General features: G+C 71.7%; 10 protein-coding genes and 1 pseudogene. 7 read left to right on the forward strand and 4 right to left on the reverse strand.

Translation table 11 applies throughout. The features are described 5' to 3' along the window. Positions 1-56 precede the first annotated feature (56 nt). Positions 57-4,229: a S8 family serine peptidase gene (locus tag ABZ801_RS35535; protein ID WP_360706684.1), complete on the forward strand. Its 4,173-nt coding sequence runs from the start codon at positions 57-59 to the stop codon at positions 4,227-4,229. A 142-nt stretch (positions 4,230-4,371) separates the two neighbouring features. On the opposite strand, the gene ABZ801_RS35540 is transcribed toward ABZ801_RS35535, so the two are convergent. Further along, positions 4,372-5,106, reverse strand: a complete 735-nt coding sequence (locus ABZ801_RS35540) for an SDR family oxidoreductase (protein ID WP_360706687.1) — start codon at positions 5,104-5,106, stop codon at positions 4,372-4,374. Between the two features lie 129 nt (positions 5,107-5,235). Between ABZ801_RS35540 and ABZ801_RS35545 the strand changes: the two genes are divergently transcribed. From ABZ801_RS35545 to ABZ801_RS35570, 6 genes are all read left to right on the forward strand, one after another. Further along, a complete protein-coding gene (locus ABZ801_RS35545) occupies positions 5,236-6,084 on the forward strand; it encodes a LysR family transcriptional regulator (RefSeq protein WP_360706690.1) in 849 nt (282 codons plus the stop codon). 252 nt (positions 6,085-6,336) lie between these two features. Next, entirely contained in the window at positions 6,337-7,329 is a 993-nt protein-coding gene (locus ABZ801_RS35550; protein WP_360706693.1) for an RNA polymerase sigma-70 factor, read from the forward strand. A gap of 1,278 nt (positions 7,330-8,607) precedes the next feature. After that, the gene (locus ABZ801_RS35555) at positions 8,608-9,891 is read left to right on the forward strand and encodes an extracellular solute-binding protein (protein ID WP_360706696.1); all 1,284 of its coding nucleotides are present in this window, start codon (positions 8,608-8,610) and stop codon (positions 9,889-9,891) included. 3 nt (positions 9,892-9,894) lie between these two features. Next, positions 9,895-10,827, forward strand: a complete 933-nt coding sequence (locus ABZ801_RS35560) for a sugar ABC transporter permease (protein WP_360706699.1) — start codon at positions 9,895-9,897, stop codon at positions 10,825-10,827. Next, positions 10,824-11,651 (forward strand): carbohydrate ABC transporter permease, encoded by an 828-nt coding sequence (locus tag ABZ801_RS35565; RefSeq protein ID WP_360706702.1) that lies wholly within the window; start codon positions 10,824-10,826, stop codon positions 11,649-11,651. The genes ABZ801_RS35560 and ABZ801_RS35565 overlap by 4 nt, the downstream gene beginning before the upstream one ends. Positions 11,652-11,655: 4 nt before the next feature. Then, a complete protein-coding gene (locus ABZ801_RS35570) occupies positions 11,656-15,321 on the forward strand; it encodes a glycosyl hydrolase (protein WP_360706705.1) in 3,666 nt (1,221 codons plus the stop codon). A gap of 2 nt (positions 15,322-15,323) precedes the next feature. Here the strand turns inward: ABZ801_RS35570 and ABZ801_RS35575 are convergent, their stop codons facing one another. The 3 genes and pseudogenes from ABZ801_RS35575 to narJ form a co-directional block, all read right to left on the reverse strand. Beyond that, entirely contained in the window at positions 15,324-17,129 is a 1,806-nt protein-coding gene (locus ABZ801_RS35575) for a hypothetical protein (protein ID WP_360706707.1), read from the reverse strand. 144 nt (positions 17,130-17,273) lie between these two features. Beyond that, positions 17,274-18,001 (reverse strand): annotated as a pseudogene (gene narI, locus ABZ801_RS35580) (respiratory nitrate reductase subunit gamma); the annotation flags it as partial. Further along, positions 17,998-18,702: a nitrate reductase molybdenum cofactor assembly chaperone gene (gene narJ / locus ABZ801_RS35585; protein WP_360707009.1), complete on the reverse strand. Its 705-nt coding sequence runs from the start codon at positions 18,700-18,702 to the stop codon at positions 17,998-18,000. The pseudogene narI and the gene narJ, both read right to left, overlap by 4 nt. Between the last annotated feature and the right edge of the window lie 153 nt (positions 18,703-18,855).

Genomic DNA, 18,855 nt, shown 5'->3' on the forward strand with positions numbered 1-18,855 from the left:
CCGGCTGCCGTCCACGGTGCATCGGAGCCGGACTGACCGGTAGGGAGGCGCCGAGAATGGACCCTGCCCTTCTGGAGATCCTCCGTGCGGACGCCGTACCTCATGACCACGAGACCGAGGCGATCATTCGTCTCGCCCGTCCGGAGGCCGATGTGGCCGGTGTGCGGGTGGTCTCGCGGTTCGGTGCCGTCGCGACGTGCCGACTGCGCAAGGACGCCATTCAGCGAGTCCACGACGACCCGGGTGTGCTGAGCCTCAAGGCGCCCCGGTTGCTGGGACCCGAGTGGCAGAAATGCGACTGGTGCTCGGCACAGGAGTCGTCCCTTTCCTCCACGTCCGACGGACAGCCGCGGGCCGAAGATGCGCGTCGCGAGGATGTGCGTCGGCCGCCGGGCGTGCGACCGACCGGAGCGGGCGTGGTGGTGGGCGTCGTCGACTTCGGCTGCGACTTCGGGCATCCGAGCATCCGGCGTGCGGACGGGGCGACGCGACTGCTCGCGCTGTGGGATCAACGCGGCCCGGAAGGAGCGCGGGCACCCGAGCCGTACGGGTACGGCACCGTGTACGGGCGGGGGGAGATCGACGCCGCGCTGCGCACCGCCAGCCCCTATTCGGCGCTGGGGTACCACCCGGCGGAGGCCGACCGCGGCGGCGGGGCGCACGGCACGGTGGTCATGGACATCGCCGCGGGCAACGGCCGGGGGGACGGCCCGCCGGGAGTCGCCCCCGAGGCCGAGCTCATCTTCGTCCATCTCTCTGACCGTGGCACGACGGGACTGGCCAATATGGGCGACTCCGTCCGGATCCTTGAGGCAGTCGACTTCATCGCGAGGACCGCGGCGAACCGGCCTTGGGTGATCAACCTCAGTCTCGGGCGGTGTGGGGGGCCGCACAACGGTTGCACTCTCGTCGAGCTGGCACTCGACTCCATGTTGCGCGCGGCACCGGGCCGGTTCGTGGTCGGCAGCGCGGGAAACTACTTCGATCGCCGCACGCATTCCCGTGGACGGTTGGAAGAAGGCCAGGTCAAAGAGCTGACGTTCGTCATCCAGCCGCAGGACCGCACGAGCAACGAGCTCGAGGTGTGGTACGACGGCGACGACGAGTTCGCGGTACGGCTTCGAGCACCGACCGGGGAACGGGGCCCTTGGGTGCACCCGGGTGAGCAAAGCGACGTCCGGCACGGCGATGAGGTCGTGGGCCGGATCTACCATCGGAGCGACCGCGACCCGAACAGCGGCGACAGGCTCATCGACGCCTTCCTGTGGCCCGGTGCTCCCGCAGGCCCGTGGACCCTCGCCCTGCGGGCAGTGCGGGTGCGCAACGGCTCCTTCCACGCCTGGCTGGAAAGAGACGAGGCATGCACGTCGTGCCAAGCACGCTTCATCGCAGCGGACGCCGACAGCTCGTACACGACGGGGACGATCGCCAATGGCCGGATGCCGATCGCGGTCGGCGCCTACGACGCCCACTCGTCCGCCCGGGAACTGGCTCGCTTCAGCAGCGCCGGGCCGACACGGGACCTGCGCCTCAAACCAGAGATCGTGGCTCCGGGGGTACGGGTCCTGGCCGCACGGTCGGCACCGCGGGGAAGCCGCACGAGCCCCGGGCTGGCGACCCGTAAATCGGGCACGAGCATGGCGGCACCGCATGTGACCGGCGCCGTCGCGCTCTGTTTCGAAGCAGCCGGCGGCCAGATGGACGCCGAGCGAATCCGTGAACTGCTGCTGGCCAGCGCGGACCCCTTGACGAGCAACGGCACGTGGCCGATGCGGGATGGTCGCGGTGCCCTCCACATCGAACATCTCGTGGCGTTGGCGTCCACCCAAGTCCCGCTCCTCCGCGCGCAACCGGTAGTCGATCCCGATGTGAAGGAGAGGGCGTCGTCCATGCCCGCCGATCGAGCCCGTCAGATCACCCTGAATCCCGACAGGCTGTACCGCGAGATCGTCTACCGGAGCGATGGCCGGGCCGCCGCCATCGCCGAAGACTTCCTGGTCCTCGCCCGGCCTGGTGACGTCCCCCGGCTGCCGCCCGCGGCGGGCGACCTCCTGGTCCGCGTGGCGCTGGGCGAACCCGGCCTCGGCCATGTGGCCGTCCTGGCGAGCCCCGCTCTGATCCCCCGCGAGGAACTCGACGGCTCCCATCCCGTGGAGCGCGGCGGTACCGGCCACTACACCTTGGTCACCGACTCGGGCTCATTCCGGCGTCCAGCCCTACAACTCTTCCGCCGGGTGCTGGACGCGGCGGGTCGGATGCCGCCGGGGCAGGTGCTCATCCGGGCGCGACCGGCCGCGGGGGACGGACCCGGGGATGACCGTGCCGACGGTCCCGGCGCTCCTGCCGGGACGCGGGCCGGTGACACCGCCGTCCTGGCCGGCACCACGCCCTGGCCGCGTTCCGGCGACGTGCCGCCGGACGACGCGGAGTTCGACTCACCCGAGCATGTCATGATCGCGGAATCGGTCCAATCGATGGTCGACCAGTGGGCCCGTCACGGGTTGGTGGCCGGTGGGGCGTTCATCGACACCCGGGCCCGACTCGGTGACGGCCGCCGAGACGGGCCGCTCAGGGACTGGAGGATCGTCACCCCCGTCCCGGGATCCGCGGGCGACGGTCGGCCGCACCCGTACTCGGGCGTCGAAGACCTGGCCGAACCACACTGGCACTACATCGCGCCGGAATCACCCGCCCCGGGCAGCGAATGGACTCCGCGGACGCTGCGGGCGGCGCTGCTCGCGGGCAACGCCGTCGCGCTGTCTCCAGGCCAGATCATCATGCTCGCCGGTGACCTGTACGGGTCGTTCGACGAGCTGATCGGCCGCGCGGAAGGCGCCCAAAGCCCGCCGGTCGACCTGATGCGCGGCTTTGACGCGGACGAGCCGTGGGCGCATGCCCTGCTGCGCCTCCTGTTCGTCCGCCCGGCCCCCCGGAAGAGCCTCGATACGCTGGAAAAGACCGCGATGTACCTGGACGGGGTCCGGGACCAGGTTCGCGCCGGGACGTATCCGGATCTGCGGGAGACCAGGCGCCGGGTCGCCTACCTCCGGGCCGCTCGCGGCCCCACGCGCTTCAGCGAAGCGCACCTTCTCGCCCGTGTCCTTCAGGCCAAGGGCGCACCGACCCCCGTCCAGATCGCGGCCCATGCCCCATGGCTGGGGAGCTCCGAGCAGTGGCCGTCCGGCGATACGGTCGGCCGTGACGCGTTCCAGATCGTCGCCAGCAATGGCCGGTACGCCGCGCTGGCGATGCGCAACCAGTCGCACTTCACTCCCCAGAACTGGGCGACATTCGTTCGCTACCAGCGGCGGGCCTTCGAAGCGATCCGCGAGCACATGGCCAGGACGGCCGGGCCGTATGCCGCCCACCCCATTCCGGCGACAGCGATCGCGCTCTGTGCCTTCGGCGCGCACTTCCTGTCCGACGCCTTCTCCTCCGGGCACATGCGCGTACCTCGTCTCGAGCTGGGCATCACCGGGAGCCTCGCGGCGAAGGTCATGCACGACTTTGAGGGCCTTTACGGCTTGCTCGTCGACAACGGTTTCGGACACACGTGGAGAGCCTTCGGTGACGGCCACCTCGCCCCCCGCGAGCGCCCGCCGATCCAGCGCAGCATCATGCAGGCACTGGGGCGCCAGGGGGCCGGAGCGGACGCCGATCCCCGAGCCAACCACGGCAGGGTGCTGGAGGCCCTGGGCTCGGCGTTCAAGCAACTCCACTACGAGGCCCAGCGGCTGGGCCGGTCGAACCCGTCGGGACCGTTCGCCGACGCCCTGTCGCGCGGCCGCACGGCGCTGAGCGGGCGCCTCGTCGGGGACGACCTGGCCGCCGGACAGCCCCATGACGCCCCGGCCCTCGACGCACGGATCGACGCGCCCCCCGACGACAAGATCCGCTACATGCTCAGGCACAGGCCACGACCACGACCGGTGGGCACCGACCCCTCGGACGTCCTGCTCAACCACCCGCCGCTCTACATCGCCCGGGGGACGCGGGCTGTCATCCCGCCGGGCACCCCCTACCGGAAGGACTCCCTGGCCGAATTGAGGTACACCCTGCGGTTGCGATGGCACGGCCGCACCATTGATCACGACTTCTCGGAGTTCTACCACCTGGAACGAGTCACCATCGGGCGCCCGCCGGCATGGTTGGGCGGCCGGGCCAAGGACGGCCGCCGCCTCCTGCCCAACCGCCTGCTGGAGCTGGTCCGGCGGTTGCCGGAGGACTGAGGGCGTTGCCGGAGTGGACCAGCCTGGACACGCCGACGTCCGCCGAGCGCCGGCGCGGCCTCCTGTCGTGACCAGCCCGGCGTGCCGGCCCCCGGGGCGCCCGGAACGCGCCGGCGGCCACGACGAGCTGATCACTCACCCGTCACCAGGGCACCACCCCCGCGTCGTCGAAGAACCCGCCGGTCGGGCCGTCGTCGGGCAGGCTCGCGAGCCGGATCGCGATCGCCGCGCCCTGTTCGGGGGTGCGGACGCCGCGGAAACCGTTGAGATCGGTCGCGCAGAAGCCGGGACATGCCGCGTTGATCAGGATGCCGGTGTCACGCAGCTCCTTGGCGTACTGGAGGGTGACGGCGTTGAGGAACGTCTTCGACGGCGAGTAGGCGACCGAGATCGGGCCCGTTTCGGCGTCGGGAGTGGACTGCAGGGTGAGTGAGCCGACGCTGCTGGACATGTTCACGATCCGCGGCGACGCCGAGCGGCGCAGCAACGGCAGCATCGCGTTGGTGACGCGGATGACGCCGATGACGTTGGTCTCCACGGCCGTGCGCACCGTCGCGGGGTCGACCGTGGTGGGCGTCTGCGGTGCGGCGCCGGTGATCGCGGCGTTGTTGACGAGCACGTCGAGGCGTCCGGCGCGCTCCTCGATCTGGCCGGCCGCGGCGGCGACGCTCGCGTCGTCGGTCACGTCGAGCGGCACCGCGAAGGCGTCGACGCCGGCCGCGCGCAGCTTCTCCACCGCGGCCTCCCGGCGCTCCGCGTCCCGGGCTCCGACGCCGACGCTCCAGCCGAGGGCGCCCAGGCCGGCCGCGATCTCGTATCCGATCCCTTTGTTCGCGCCGGTGACCAGCGCGATCGTCTGTTCGCTCATGCGCTCCATCCTGTGCGCGACCCCGGCGGGGCCGCCAACACCGTCTGGGTGGGCCGCGATACCGCCCGGGTATCGAGCCAGCGTCACCGCCTTCGTGACCGTCGGCGTCCGGCGGGCCGGCACGGGTACCGTGGCGGCATGGAGACGCGGGAGCTGCGCTACTTCGTCGCCGTCGCCGAGGAGCTGCACTTCGGTCGGGCCGCGCAGCGGCTCGGGATCGCCCAGCCACCGCTGTCACGGGCGATCCAGCAGCTCGAACGGCGGCTCGGCGTGAAGCTGCTGGAACGCACCAACCGCACCGTCACGCTGACCGAGGCCGGGTCGGTGCTGCTGCGCGAGGGCCGAGCGGCCCTCGACGCCGTAGACGCCGCCGAGCGCCGTACCCGCCGTGCGGCCCTCGCCGCCACCGGTCAGCCCGGCCTGGTCCTCGTCACGAAAGCCGGAGCGTCCAGCGAACTGCTGTCGAAGCTGCTCGACGCGTACGCCGCCGAACCCGGCGCGGTCACCGTCGACGTGCACCTGTGCGGGATCGGCGAGCAGGAACGGCTGCTGCGCGACGGGCGGGCCGACGTGGCGCTGCTGCACCGGCCGTTCGACTCGACGGTCGGGTTCGACACCGAGGATCTGCGCACCGAGGGGCAGGTCGTGGTGCTGCCGGCCGGGCACCCCCTCGCCCGCCGGGCCGGCCTGCGGATGGACGACGTCACCGCGCTGCCCGACCTGCCGCTGCCGCGCTGGCCCGGCCCCGACGGCACGTACCCGGACGGTCCCGGCCCGCAGGTCCGGGACCATACGCAGCTGCTGCAGCTGGTCGGGCTCGGCCGGGCGGCCGCGGTCCTGCCGGACTCGTGCCGCGCCCATCTGAACGCCGACCTCGCCGCCGTGCCGGTGCTGGACGCGCCGACCGTCACGACGGTGATCGCGTGGCCGCCGCACAGCCGGTCCCGGGCTCTCGCCGGCCTGGTCCGAGCCGCGACCCTCCTGTAGCCGTCCGGCCGGCCCGCGTCCTCATCACGCACGTTCCCGGCCGTCACCTGCACCCGGCCTGGGCTCCTCGTGACGGAGCCACGTGGTGATCGCGGCGACCTCACCACCGGCCAGGCGACAGGCCAGGCCCTCCTCGCCGCTGGATTGCCGGGTGAGGTGACGTGCGCCACGCCATTGCGGATGTCACAGGACGGCGGCCACCGGTGTCCTGTGCGTGTAGCACGGTCGAGAGCGAACAGGCAGGAGCCGGATATGGGCGAGGGCAGCAAGCCGACAACGTACGCGGCGGAGCGGCTCACCGGTGACGGCCGCGTGGACCCGGCCACGGAGGCGTTCGTCGCCCACCGTAATCTGCTGTTCACCGTCGCCTACGAGATGCTCGGCTCGGCCGCCGACGCCGAGGACGTGCTGCAGGAGACCTGGATGCGGTGGGCGGACGTGGAACTCGACACGGTGCGGGACCCGCGCGCGTACCTGGTCCGGATCACCACCCGCCAGGCGCTCAACCGGCTGCGCACGCTCGGCCGCCGCAAGGAGTCCTACGTCGGCCCCTGGCTGCCCGAACCGCTGCTGACCGCGCCCGACGTGGCCGAGGACGTGGAACTGGCCGACAGCGTCTCGATGGCGATGCTGCTGGTCCTGGAGACGCTCACGCCGACCGAGCGGGCGGTGTTCGTGCTGCGCGAGGTCTTCGACCTGGCGTACGACGAGATCGCCGAAGCCGTCGGCAAGAGCCCGGCCACGGTCCGCCAGATCGCCCACCGCGCACGGGCCCACGTCGCCGCGCGGCGACCACGCGAAGCCGTCACCCCCGCCGAGACCCGCGCCGCCCTCCAGGCGTTCCAGCGGGCGGTGGTCACCGGCGATCTGCAACACCTGCTCGACATGCTCGCACCGGACGTCGTCTTCCTGGCGGACGGCGGGGGAGTCAAGCAGGCCCTGCTGCGGCCCATCAGCGGAGCCGACCGGGTCGCTCGCCTGCTGACCGCGAGCCTGCCCAAGTTCGGCAGCGATCTGACGGTCGAGCCGGTGCAGGTCAACGGCTACCCGGCGCTGCTCCTCCGGCTCAACGGCGAGATCGACACCGTCATGGCGGTGCGCGTCGACGACGGCCTCATCACCGGGCTCTATGCCGTACGCAACCCCGAGAAACTCTCCCATGTGCAGCAGGAGACCGCACTGAGCAGGGGATCAAAGGCGCGAACAGCCACAACGCCGGGCCCGCAACGCTCTGCACACGGCTAGGCGTGTTGCAGAGTCCAAGTTTCTGCGGCAGCGAAAGAGGCCTTCGGGCGATCAGGCCAAAGCCTTTGTATGGAACCCAATGGAATTTCTCAAGCATGGCTTCCGAGGGGCCGGTTCGCCCATCGCCCGCCCATGTCGACGGCGGTTAACTCGCGCAGAAAGGGAGCCTTATGGGGGTGGTCCTACCCAGCGTGATCAGGCACACGTCATGGGTGCGTAGAGGTGTCAACCGTGGCGGTCGGCGCGTCGGCGGGCGATTGTCGGCTTGTCAGCGTTGCTCCTGTAAAGGTGGCCCGACAACCCCACCCGTGGCCGCCACTCCCCACAGCACCACCCGCGCACGCCGCTCCGACCGTGGGGCGACTCTTCCAGTGCGGCGCGGATGGAGGCCACGCGGCCGTCGGCGTCAGGCGACGGTGGGGTGAAGACGCGGTTGCGGGAGGTGCCGCAGCCGTGCCCATATTCGCGGCGTCGGTTATTTCCTCGGGCTCTTCTTCGTGCTGCATTTTCTCCTATCAGATTGCGCCGTCCTTCGGCTGCGGCGCCGTGACCAGTCGTTGGCGTGGGCGGGCGAGCCGCCGCCTGCGGCTGAGGCGCGGACACGGCGTATCGGCGATCAAGATGTCGAGTCGCCCGAGTGCGGCGGTCCACCGGGTGAGCCGTCTTCATGGGCGGGCGCAGATGAACGTGCGTCACCATCCCGGCCCGAGCTTTGCGGGACCCGTGCCGCGTCGGCGGCGAGGCGCCGCGTGATCGGGACGAGCACAGGGATCGGTACGGTCCCGTAGCGATATAACGTCGGCCGGTGTGTTGCTATCACAGGGGCTCTGCGCTGCGATAAATCCCTCCGGCAGCTGAACTCGGTGATCTCTTGACAGCATAAGCAGGCACTTCTAGGCTCGACTTCGCATTTGATCACGTTATCTTCACATGAGCTCACGTGATCCTGGAGATCGGAGACGGCGTGGAACCGGATCTGGCGCCACGGACCTCGCTGCGAGCACCACGCCGAAGCTCGTCCTGGTTCGTCCGCCACCGGTCCCACCGAGGCCTTGTGGAAATCGGCGGGCAGTGCCGGTTCCGCCACGGCATGCCGCGGCACGAGTGGCCGTGTCCAGAGGGCCAGTACGTTCCGTCGCCGGATCACTTCGGGGGAGTTCCACGTCACCGCCGCCGCGCCGTCCGGACAGGACGCGCGGCGGACGCTCCGATGACCGCCGTCCCCAGGGCGGGACGGCTCTCGCGGCCCCTCCGGCCGCGATCCCGAGGAGGACACACATGACATCGTCATCGCGCGGAACGCCCCTCGACCGACGCGGCTTTCTCCGGCTGGCCGGCGGTGCCGCCGCCGTGACGGCGCTGCCCGGGGTCCTGTCGGCCTGCGGCGGCTCGTCCGGGTCGGGCGGGTCGCTGCGGCTGGTGGGCGTGGCCGACCAGCAGAAGCCGCTCGACCTGCTCACCAAGGGCTACACCCAGGCGAAGTTCAACACCTCCTACGCGCCGACCGACCAGGTGCAGACCTCGGTGCGCACCCAGCTCGGCGCCGGCGCCCCGCCCGACGTGCACGTGGTCTATCCCGGCAACGGCAGCGCGATGAGCATGGCGCAGATCGCGCGGGCCGGGCTGCTGGCCGACCTGTCCGACCAGCCCTGGACGAAGAACATCCCGCCCAACTTCAAGCCCGCGTTCCAGCTCGACGGCAGGACCTTCCTGTTCTCGGCCGGGTCCAGCGTGATCGGCGCGATCTACAACAAGAAGGTGTTCCAGGAGGCCGGTGTCGAGGCGCCGCCGCGGACCTGGAGCGAGTTCCTGGAGGTCTGCGACAAGATCAAGAAGAAGGGGAAGACACCGATCGCGCTCGGCGCGCAGACCCCGTGGGTCACCCAGCTGATCACCTACGCGCTGGTGCCGTCGACGGTGTACGCCAAGAACCCGAGGTTCGACGCGCAGATGCAGGCGGGGTCGGCCAGCTTCGCGCAGTCGGGCTGGTCGGACGCGTTCACCATGTACCTCGACCTGCAGAAACGCGGGTTCTTCAACGACAACCCCAACGGCACCACGTTCGAGCAGCAGACCTCGATGGTCGCGACGGGCAGGGCCGCGATGGCGATCCAGGTGTCGGCGGTGCTGCCCGACTTCCGCAAGGCCGCCGCCGGCCCGGACGACCTGGGGATGTTCCCCGTGCCCGGTGCCGACGACGCGGACGGCGTCTGGATCCCGGCGGGCGCCGTGGTCGGCCTCGGCGTCAGCGCCCGGAGCAAGAACCGCGACGCGGCCAAGGCGTTCATCGACTATCTCGGGCAGCAGCAGAACATCAACGCCTGGGCGGAGGCGGTCGCGTGCGTGCCGCTCGTCCGCGACGCCAACTCCAAGATCGACCCGGTGCTGAAGGACTTCCTGCCCTACATCGACGGGAACAAGGCCGTCCCGTTCATGGACCAGGCCTGGCCGAACGCGGAGGTGCAGCCCGCCCACTTCGCGGCGGTGCAGGAACTGCTCGGCGGGCGGACGACGATCCCGCAGGCGCTGGCCAAGCTCGACGAGACGTACCGGAAGAAGTGAGCCGTGGCCGAAGCCCTCACCGCCCGCACGACCCGGACCCGCCCCCGGCGGCGCCGGCGGCAGGGCGGGTTCCTGGCGCCGCCGTGGTGGTTCGCCGCGCCCGCCCTGGCCGTGTACGCCCTGGTGGTGCTGTACCCGAGCATCAGCGGCATCGCCGTCGCGTTCACCGACTGGAACGGGATCGGCGACCGTTCCTTCAACGGCCTGGCCAACTTCCACAAGCTGCTGGACGACGACGCCGCGCGCGGGTCGCTGCTCAACACGCTGCTGCTCACCGTCGCGATCGTGGTCGTGCAGAACGGGATCGGGCTGCTGCTCGCCCTCGGCGTGCACACGAAGATCAAGTCCCGGGCGGTGCTCCGGGTGATCTTCTTCGCGCCCGCGGTGGTCAGCCCGGTGATGGTGGCGTTCCTGTGGAAGTACGTCTATAACCCCGCGCCGGACGCCGGGCTCAACGGGATCCTCGGCGCGGTCGGCCTCGGCGGGCTGCGCCAGGACTGGCTCGGCGACCCGTCGCTGGCGCTGTGGTCGGTGGCCGGCATGGTCATCTGGCAGTTCGCCGGCTACTCGATGGTCATCTTCCTGGCCGGGCTCGAAGGGGTGCCGGCGGAGCTGCACGAGGCCGCGATGATCGACGGGGCGGGGCTGTGGCAGCGGTTCCGGAACGTGACCTGGCCGCTGCTGGCACCCGCCGTGACCATCAACGTCATGCTGTCGACCATCGGCGGGCTGAAACTGTTCGACCAGGTGTACGCCGCCACCAACGGCGGCCCGGGGCATGCCAGCGAGACGCTCTCCACGGTGCTCTACAAGCAGGCGTTCGTGTTCGGCAACTACGGCTACAGCACGGCGATCGCGCTGGTCCTGGCGCTGTTCGTGGCGGCGGTGTCGATGATCCAGATCCACTACCTGCGCGGCCGGGAGGTGACGTCGTGAGCCTGCGCTACGGGGTGCGGACGTTCCTGCTGGAGATCGTGATGATCGGCGCGGCGGTGGCGTTCCTGTTCCCGGTGTACGCGCTGATCACGCTGTCGCTCAAGGACAAGCGGCAGATCGCCGAGGCGCCGCTGTCGCCGCCCACCTCACCGGACCTGGGCAACTTCGCCGACGCCTGGTCGCGTGCCTCGCTGGGGTCGGCGCTGCTCAACAGCACGGCCATCACGGTCGTGAGCCTGGTGGCGCTGATCGCGGTCGGGTCGTCGGCCGCCTACTTCCTGGCGCGGCGGGCGACCCGGCTCGGCTTCGGCCTGTACGTGCTGTTCCTGCTGGGCATCGTGCTGCCGTTCCAGCTCGGCATGATCCCGCTGTTCAAGATGGTCGACTCGATGGGGCTGCTCGGCACCTACCAGGGGATGATCGTCTTCTACACCGGCATCCAGATGCCGTTCACGGTCTTCCTCTACACCGGGTTCATCCGGGCGCTTCCGGCCGACTACGCCAACGCCGCCCTCATCGACGGCGCCGGGCACCTGCAGGCGTTCACCCGGGTCGTGTTCCCGCTGCTGCGCCCGATCACCGGCACGGTGCTGATCCTCAACGCCGTGTTCATCTGGAACGACTTCTTCACCCCGCTGCTCTACCTGGGCGGCTCGGCGCGGGAGACGGTCCCGGTGCGGATCTTCGCGTTCGTCGGCCAGTACGTGTCGGACTACGGCCTGGTGTTCGCCGGGCTGGTGCTGGCCGCGCTGCCGATCATCGTGGTGTTCCTGGTGCTGCAACGGTACGTCATCAAGGGTTTCGCCGGCGGTCTGAAGGGATGAGCCGATGCTTCCTGCGCGGTTGCGGACGGTTCTGGAGACACCGCCGCGCGCCTTCTCCCCGGCGCCGTTCTGGTGGTGGAGCGGCGACCGGCTCGACCGGCGGCGGCTGCGCGACCAGCTCGAACGCTTCGCCGCGGGCGGCGTCCACAACCTGGTGATCATCAATTTGGCGCCGTCCGGGCCGATGTTCGGCGCCGACGCCGACGACCCCGCGTTCTTCGGCGAGGCCTGGTGGGAGCTGCTGGACGGGGTGTGCGACGACGCCGCCGCGCTCGGCACGTCGCTCTGGTTCTACGACCAGCTCGGCTTCTCCGGCGCCGGCCTTCAGGCACGGCTCGTCCAGGAACGGCCCGAGTACGCGGGGCTGTGGCTCGACCGCGACGGCGGCCCGCCCGCGCCGCGCGGTTTCGACTACCTGTCGGCCGAGGCGTGCGCGACGCTGCTGGACCGGGTGCACGGCGAGTTCGAGCGGCGGCTCGGGCACCGGCTCGGCACGGTCATCGTGGGGTCGTTCCAGGACGAACTGCCGTCGCTGCCCACCTGGTCGGCCCCCTTCGCGGAGGAGTTCGAACGGCGGCGCGGCTACGACCCGACCCCGCGCCTGCACCGGTTGTGGTCAGGGGACGACGGTGACCCCGGCGGCCGGGAGTTCCGTCGCGACTACCACTTCACCCGGGCCGAGATGGCGGAGGAGGCGTTCTTCCGCCCGCTGGCCGAATGGCACGGCAAGCACGGCCTGCTGCACGGCTGCGACCAGCAGGATCCGGCGCGCGCCGGGTTCCCCGTCGACGGTGTGCGCCTGTACGCCGACTACGCCCGCACGCACCGCTGGTTCGGGGCGCCCGGCTCCGACCACCACGGCGACGCCCGAGTCCACTCCTCGCTGGCGCACCTGTACGGCCGGGACCGCACGTGGATCGAGTCGTTCCACTCCAGCGGCTGGGGCGGCACCCTGGAGGAGACTCTCGACTGGCTGCTGCCCTGGCTGCGCACCGGCGCCACCCTCTACAACCCGCACGCCTCCTACTACTCGACCAGGGCGGGCTGGTGGGAGTGGGCGCCGCCGTCGACCGACTGGCGGCAGCCCTACTGGAAGCACTATCGCGTCTTCGCCGACGCCATCACCCGGCTGTGCGCGGCGCTGTCGCTGGGACGGCACGTGTGCGACGTCGCCGTCCTGTACCCGACCGCCACCGCGCAGGCCGGAACCAGGCTCGACGGCGTCGACGCCGAGGCCGCGCGAGCCCAGGACGTCTACCGATCGCTGGTCGGGGACATGGCGTGGTTCAAGATGGAGCCGGGCGTCCTGGACCGGCTCCGCGTCGACGCCGACGTGATCGACGACGACTCGGTGCGGCGGGCGCGAGTGGCGGACGGGCGGCTGACGGTCGCGGACGAGTCGTACCGCACCGTCCTGCTGCCGGCCTGCACCGTGCTGGAAGGCGCGACCGCGCGACGGCTCGCCGAGTTCGCCGAGAACGGCGGCCGGGTCGTCGCGGTCGGCCCGCCGCCGCACGCGGGCGTCGGGGACCCGGACGCGGACGCCGCCGTGGCCAGGCTGGCCGGGCTGCTGGAGACCGTTCCGGACGCCTCCGGCCTCGCGGAGGTGCTCGACGGCGACCGCCGGGTGGAGGCGCCCGTGCCCGCGCTCGTGCGGGAGGTGGACGGCGCCACCCTGGTGTTCCTGACGGCCTCGCCGTCGATGGCGAGCCGCGTGTCGGTCGAACGCCCGGACGAACGCGGCGCCGACCTCGGCTGGATCGACGTCACCTACGACTTCGACCCGGACCGCTACCTGCGCGACATGCCCGTCCGCGTGCGCGGCGTGACCGGACCCGCGTACGCGATCGGCCTGTTCGACGGAACACCCCGCCGCCTCCCGACCACCGCCGTGGACGACCACGTGGAGTTGGTCGTCCCGTTCGACGACGGCCCCGCCGCACTGCTGGTCTTCCCCGGCACCGGACAGGAGGGGGACGAGCCGGCTCGCCCCGTCCCGTACCGCGAGATCGACCTCGGCTCCACCTGGGAGATGGAGCTGGTGCCCACGCTCGACAACACCTGGGGCGACTTCGCGCGCCCGCCCGGCGAGCCGGTGGCGCTCGAACGCTGGGAACTGCACCACCGCGTGGAGGACGACGCCGGCTGGACCACGGTCCACGCCACCTTCGGCCCGCACGGCGTCTGGTCCTGCGACGGGACGAACTGGCGGGAGGCGGTCTATTCCGACTCGCGCGGCATCCGCAAGGACACCGTCCACCGGGAGTTCCTCGGCCCGAAGGGGCACGTGCCGGAGGAGTTCCTCGACTTCGGGCCGATCACCGCGGGACAGCGGGTGGTGTTCCGCACGCGTGTGACGGTGCCCGCGCCGGGAGGGTTCCCCGCGGTCGGTGCCGCGGCCGTCAAGACGCTGCTGGTGGACGGGGCGCCGACCCCCCTGGAGGACCACGGCTATCTGGCGGTGGCGAAGACCCCGTTGGCGCCGGGGGCGTACGACCTGGAACTGCGGCTCGTCCCCGACACGGACCGGCACGAGGACGAGCGGCTGCGCGCGCACGTCGCCGTCGTCACCGACCCCGAGCGCTACCGCAGACCGGAGTGGATCACCGTTGAGGGACCGTCGCGCACCGGAGCCCAGGTCGCCCTGTCGACCGCGCTCCCGGCTGACGCGCACGGGATCCTCCAGGTCGCCTCGTCCGCGCCGTGCCGGATCGTCGTGGACGACGTGGAGATCGGCCGCCAGGGCGGGTTCGATCCGTACGCCGAGCAGCAGACGCCGCGTGTCGGACGCTACGACGTGACCGGCCAAGCGGGCAGGGAGCTGACGCTGATCCTCACCGAGTCGGACACGCCCCCCGCGGTGCTGGTGGACGGCCCTGTCACGGGCTGGCGCGCGACCCGGGACGGCGAGCCGGCGGCCGTCGTGCCCAAGCGCACGCAGTACGGCGATCCGGCCGCCCTCCACCTGCGCCGCCGCCCGCACCCGCTGCCCGGCGCGGCCTGGATCGAAGACGCGGCGGACGACGACGGCGTCGTCCTGCCCGCCCTGTACGCGGTGCCGGGCCGCGGCGAGACCCTGGAGCGATTCCGCTTCACGGTGCCGCCCGGCGCGACGAGCATGTCCTTCGACGTGCACGGCGAGGTCACCGGTGTGTTCCTCGACGGGCGGCGCCTGGAAGGGGGACCGGAGTTCGCGCTGCCCGGGGGAGGGAAACGCGCCGCTGAACTGCACGTCCGGACCTGGCCCGGCCACAGCGGAGGCGCCGCGTTGGCCGGCCCCGTCCGCTTCACCCCGGGCCCCGGCACCATCGCGCTCGGCGACTGGGAGGACGAGGGCCTGGCCGGATACAGCGGAGGGGTCCGCTACCGCCGCGTCGTCGTCATCCCCGCCGACGCGCGCGGCGTGGTGCTCGACCTCGGCCGGGTGCGCGGCACGGCCGAGGTGACGGTCAACGCCACGCCCTGCGGCGTCCGCGTCTGCGCCCCGTACCGCTTCACCCTCGACGACGCGGCCCTGCGCCTCGGTGAGCCGAACGAGATCGAGGTCGTGGTGTACGGCACCCTCGCCCCGCACCTGGACGAGACCAGCCCGACCCATTTCGTGTTCGAGGGCCAGCGCGTGACCGGCCTCTTCGGCCCCGTCCTCCTACGCGTACCCGCCAAGCCCTGACCTCAGGTGCCGGTTGTTGCGCCGCAGTTGCGTACGAGTTCCGCGGCGGCCCACCGGATGGACGAGTTCTCGTCGTTCTGCAGATGCAGCAGGGAGGGGAGGGCCTCCTTGACGGCGTCCTGCGCGTCGCCGGGGCCGTCGGCGATGTCCGCGATGAGGAGCAGCAGGGTGTTGCGCGCCCGGTTCGTCGGGATGAGCATCCGTTCCACCAGGAACGGCACCGCGTGGACGGCCGCGCTCGGAGAGGCGCTGCCCCTGTAGGCGAGCAGTTCGTACAGTCTCTTGACGGCCGCCTGCGCGGTGTCCTCATCGTCGGACGCCAGCTTGGCGATCAGGCCCGGAACCTCGTGGGCCGGGCCGCGCGCCGCCCAGAGCGATCCCCAGTCGATCTCGGCGAGGCGCAGCCGCAGCGACCGGGCGGGCCACAGCCGCTCCACGTCGAGGCGCAGTTCGGCGGTACCGTGCGCGGTGGTCACGCGCAGCGAACCCTCCGGCCTCAGGGCCAGGGCCTCGATCCCGGTGCCGATCCGCAGGTCGGCGCTCTCGCCGGAGGTCAGGTCCCAGGCGCGCACCAGTCCGTCGGCCCAGGCGGCGGCCAGGGCCGGTCCGGTCTCCAGGGACGCGGTGGCCAGGGCCGCGACGGGCGACCTGCGCCGGGCGAGCGGCACTCGTGGAAGTGGGCCCTGTGCCGGCCACCATCGGACCACCCCATGGGCGTCGCCGCTGACGACCGAACGGGTGCCGTGGGGGCCGCGGTAGCAGGTGACGGCGGTGACCGGGGCGCGGTGGGGCTTCTGGACGTCGAGTTCCGCGCCGTCGGCCGCCCAGACGTGCACGCGGCCGGCCGAGTCTCCCGCGACGACCGTCGTCGCGTCCCGGTCGGCGGCCGCCGCCGTACGGTCCGCGAGCCCGCGCAGCGCGGGGACGTCGGGGACGGCGGGGACGCCCGACGCGGCGGCCGTCGAGGCCACGGTCCAGCGCAGCCGGTCGTCGGCGTCCCCCTCGGCGAACGACGCCGGTCCCAGGTCCTCGGTGGGGAGGGGCACCTCCTGCGGGGCCGAGATGCCCTCGTCGGTCCACGCGACCCCCAGGGTGTCCAGGGCTTGGACGAGCGCCTCGCGGGTCCGGGCCTGGACCACGACGGCGAAGTCGGCTCCGGGCCCGCGGCCGTGCCGGATGAGCACGTCCGGGCCGCCGTAGGTGAGGGCGTCGGTGCCGGCCTCCTGCCAGGGCAGCAGGCCGATGTCGCGGTACGCGGCCTGCAGACGCTCGACGATCGCGGGGTCGGCCTCGACCTCGGCCCGGCGCACCCGGAAGGACCAGCCGAAGGTCGCCGGCAGCCGTTCCATCGCCAGCTGCAGGAAGAACTCCGACACCGACCGGCTCTGCACGACCCAGCCGTCGAAGGAGCTGACCAGGACCTTCGGGTCGGGCAGGTGGGCTTCGGAGGCGAGGTAGCCCCACTGGTTGAGGTACTGGTACTCGGCCATGAACACCCGGATCTCGTCACCGGGCGGGTCGTCGAGCGAGTCCGGCCCGGACGGCGGCCACACCGAGTGCGTCCAGTAGAGCCGCGGGCGGAAGGCGAAGGAGTTGACGGGGGAGTCCCACCACTCGACCAGCGCCGCGGGGACGGGGTCGGACTCGTCCGGTTCGTATCCGGGCGCTTCACCCGCCCTGGTCACGAGGGGCTCGCCGCCCGGATCCTCATAGCCCCACTCGCGCTGCACCTCGTCGAGAAGCTGGAGGACCGGCCGGTCCGCGGCGAGCCGTTCCGCGAACCGCCCGTAGTCGATGATCTCCGCCATGGCGAAGATCCTAGGGGGCTATCACCGACCGAATCTCCTATTTCGGTTATCCCCAAGAGGCGGTCGACGCTGTTCGCCGAACAGCGTGCCTATCCGGGGCGGTGCTCCCAGCCGCGGTGGGGGGGCGCGGGTGCCGAGCCGCTCGTCGCGGCTGCGGTAGACGATGTAGGGGCGGGTGAGGTAGCCGACGGGGGCGGTCAGCATGTGCACCAGGCGGGTGAACGGCCAGACGCAGAACAGCAGCAGGGCGCTGAGGGCGTGCAGCTGGAACAGGATCGGAACGTCCGCCATGAGGCGCGGGTCGGGCCGCAGAGAGAACACCGACCGGAACCAGGGGAGACCGTCTCGCGGTAGTTGTAGCCGCCGCCCACGATGTTGGCGGCGACGGTGGCGGCCAACCCGAGCACGATGACCAGGGTGAGCGCCGCGTACATGAGTTTGTCGTTGCGGGTGGTGGCGGAGAAGACCGGGCCGACGGTCCGGCGCCGGTGGATGAGGATCGCCAGTCCCGCCAGCGTGCAGAATCCCGCGACGGTGCCCAGGGCCACGGCCGTCACGTGGTAGGCGTGCTCGCTGACGCCGATCGCCTCGGTCCACCTGTCGGGGATGACGAGCCCCCCGACGTGGCCGAGCAGGACCAGCAGGATGCCGAAGTGGAACAGCGGGCTGCCGATGCGCAGCAGGCGGCTCTCGTACAGCTGGGACGAGCGCGTGGTCCAGCCGAACATGTCGTAGCGGTACCGCCAGTAGTGGCCGAGCACGAACACCGCGATGGTGACGTACGGCAGCGCCACCCACAGCAGGACGTCGACGACCCCCGTCGACTCCTCCGCGGAAGGCGCGACGGTGGACACGACCGTGCCGCCGATCATCGGTGGGCTCCTTGCGTATCCGGTCGGGACGGCGGGCGCGACGGCCGCGGGTCGGGGAGGAAGACCGGGCCGCCGGACGAGGCGCCGTAAGGGGCGAGGCCGACCTCCTCTTCGGGCGGCCCTTCCGCGGCGAGCCTCAGGACGGCGTCCTGGATGTCGCCGTTCAACCGGGGCAGGGTGGCCGAGACCGCGTCGAGCACGGCCGCCCACGGGGAACGTGACTCCGCCAACGCCAGCCGGAGCAGTTCCAGGCCGGCGCGGTGCTCATTGAGCAGCCGGGCGCCGGCGGTGGGGTCGGCGGCGGAGAACTCCAGCACGACGGCCAGATGGTCGGGCAGTTCGTCGTCGCCGAGGACGAGCCCGGCGCGGTGGTAGGCGTGCTTGAACCGCAGGAGCGCCATGCCGCGCCTACGGGTGTCGCCGCAGGCGTAGTACGTCAGGTAGAGGCAACAGCGTTTGCGGTGGTCGAACGTCGCGACGTAGTCGGCGGCCAGCTCCGGCAGGGGCGTCGCGTCGACGTGATCGAGGAAGCGTCCCAGCGGCTCGCCCAGCTCCGCGGGCAGCGTGGCGGCGGCTCGGCGGAGCAGGGGACGGCGGCCGAGCAGACCGTCGTCGGGATAGTCGAGCAGGAGTGAGGCCGTCTGCCAGGCCGTGGCCAGCTGCGTGCCGTCCGGCGCGGGGTTCCTCGTCCCTGTGATCATTGCTGGGGCTCCTCGGGGACCGTCGTCGTCGATGCCGGCCTGCCGGGGGCGCCCTCCGGATCCGTGGCGCCGGGGCCGGGTCCTTCGCGCCGGGGTGGGAAGAGCCCGGCGGGCGTGCCCTTGCCGTCCCAGTTGAGGAGGTTGACGCGCGTG

Source organism: Actinomadura sp. NPDC047616, from assembly GCF_040642915.1.
Lineage (GTDB): Bacteria > Actinomycetota > Actinomycetes > Streptosporangiales > Streptosporangiaceae > Spirillospora > Spirillospora miaoliensis.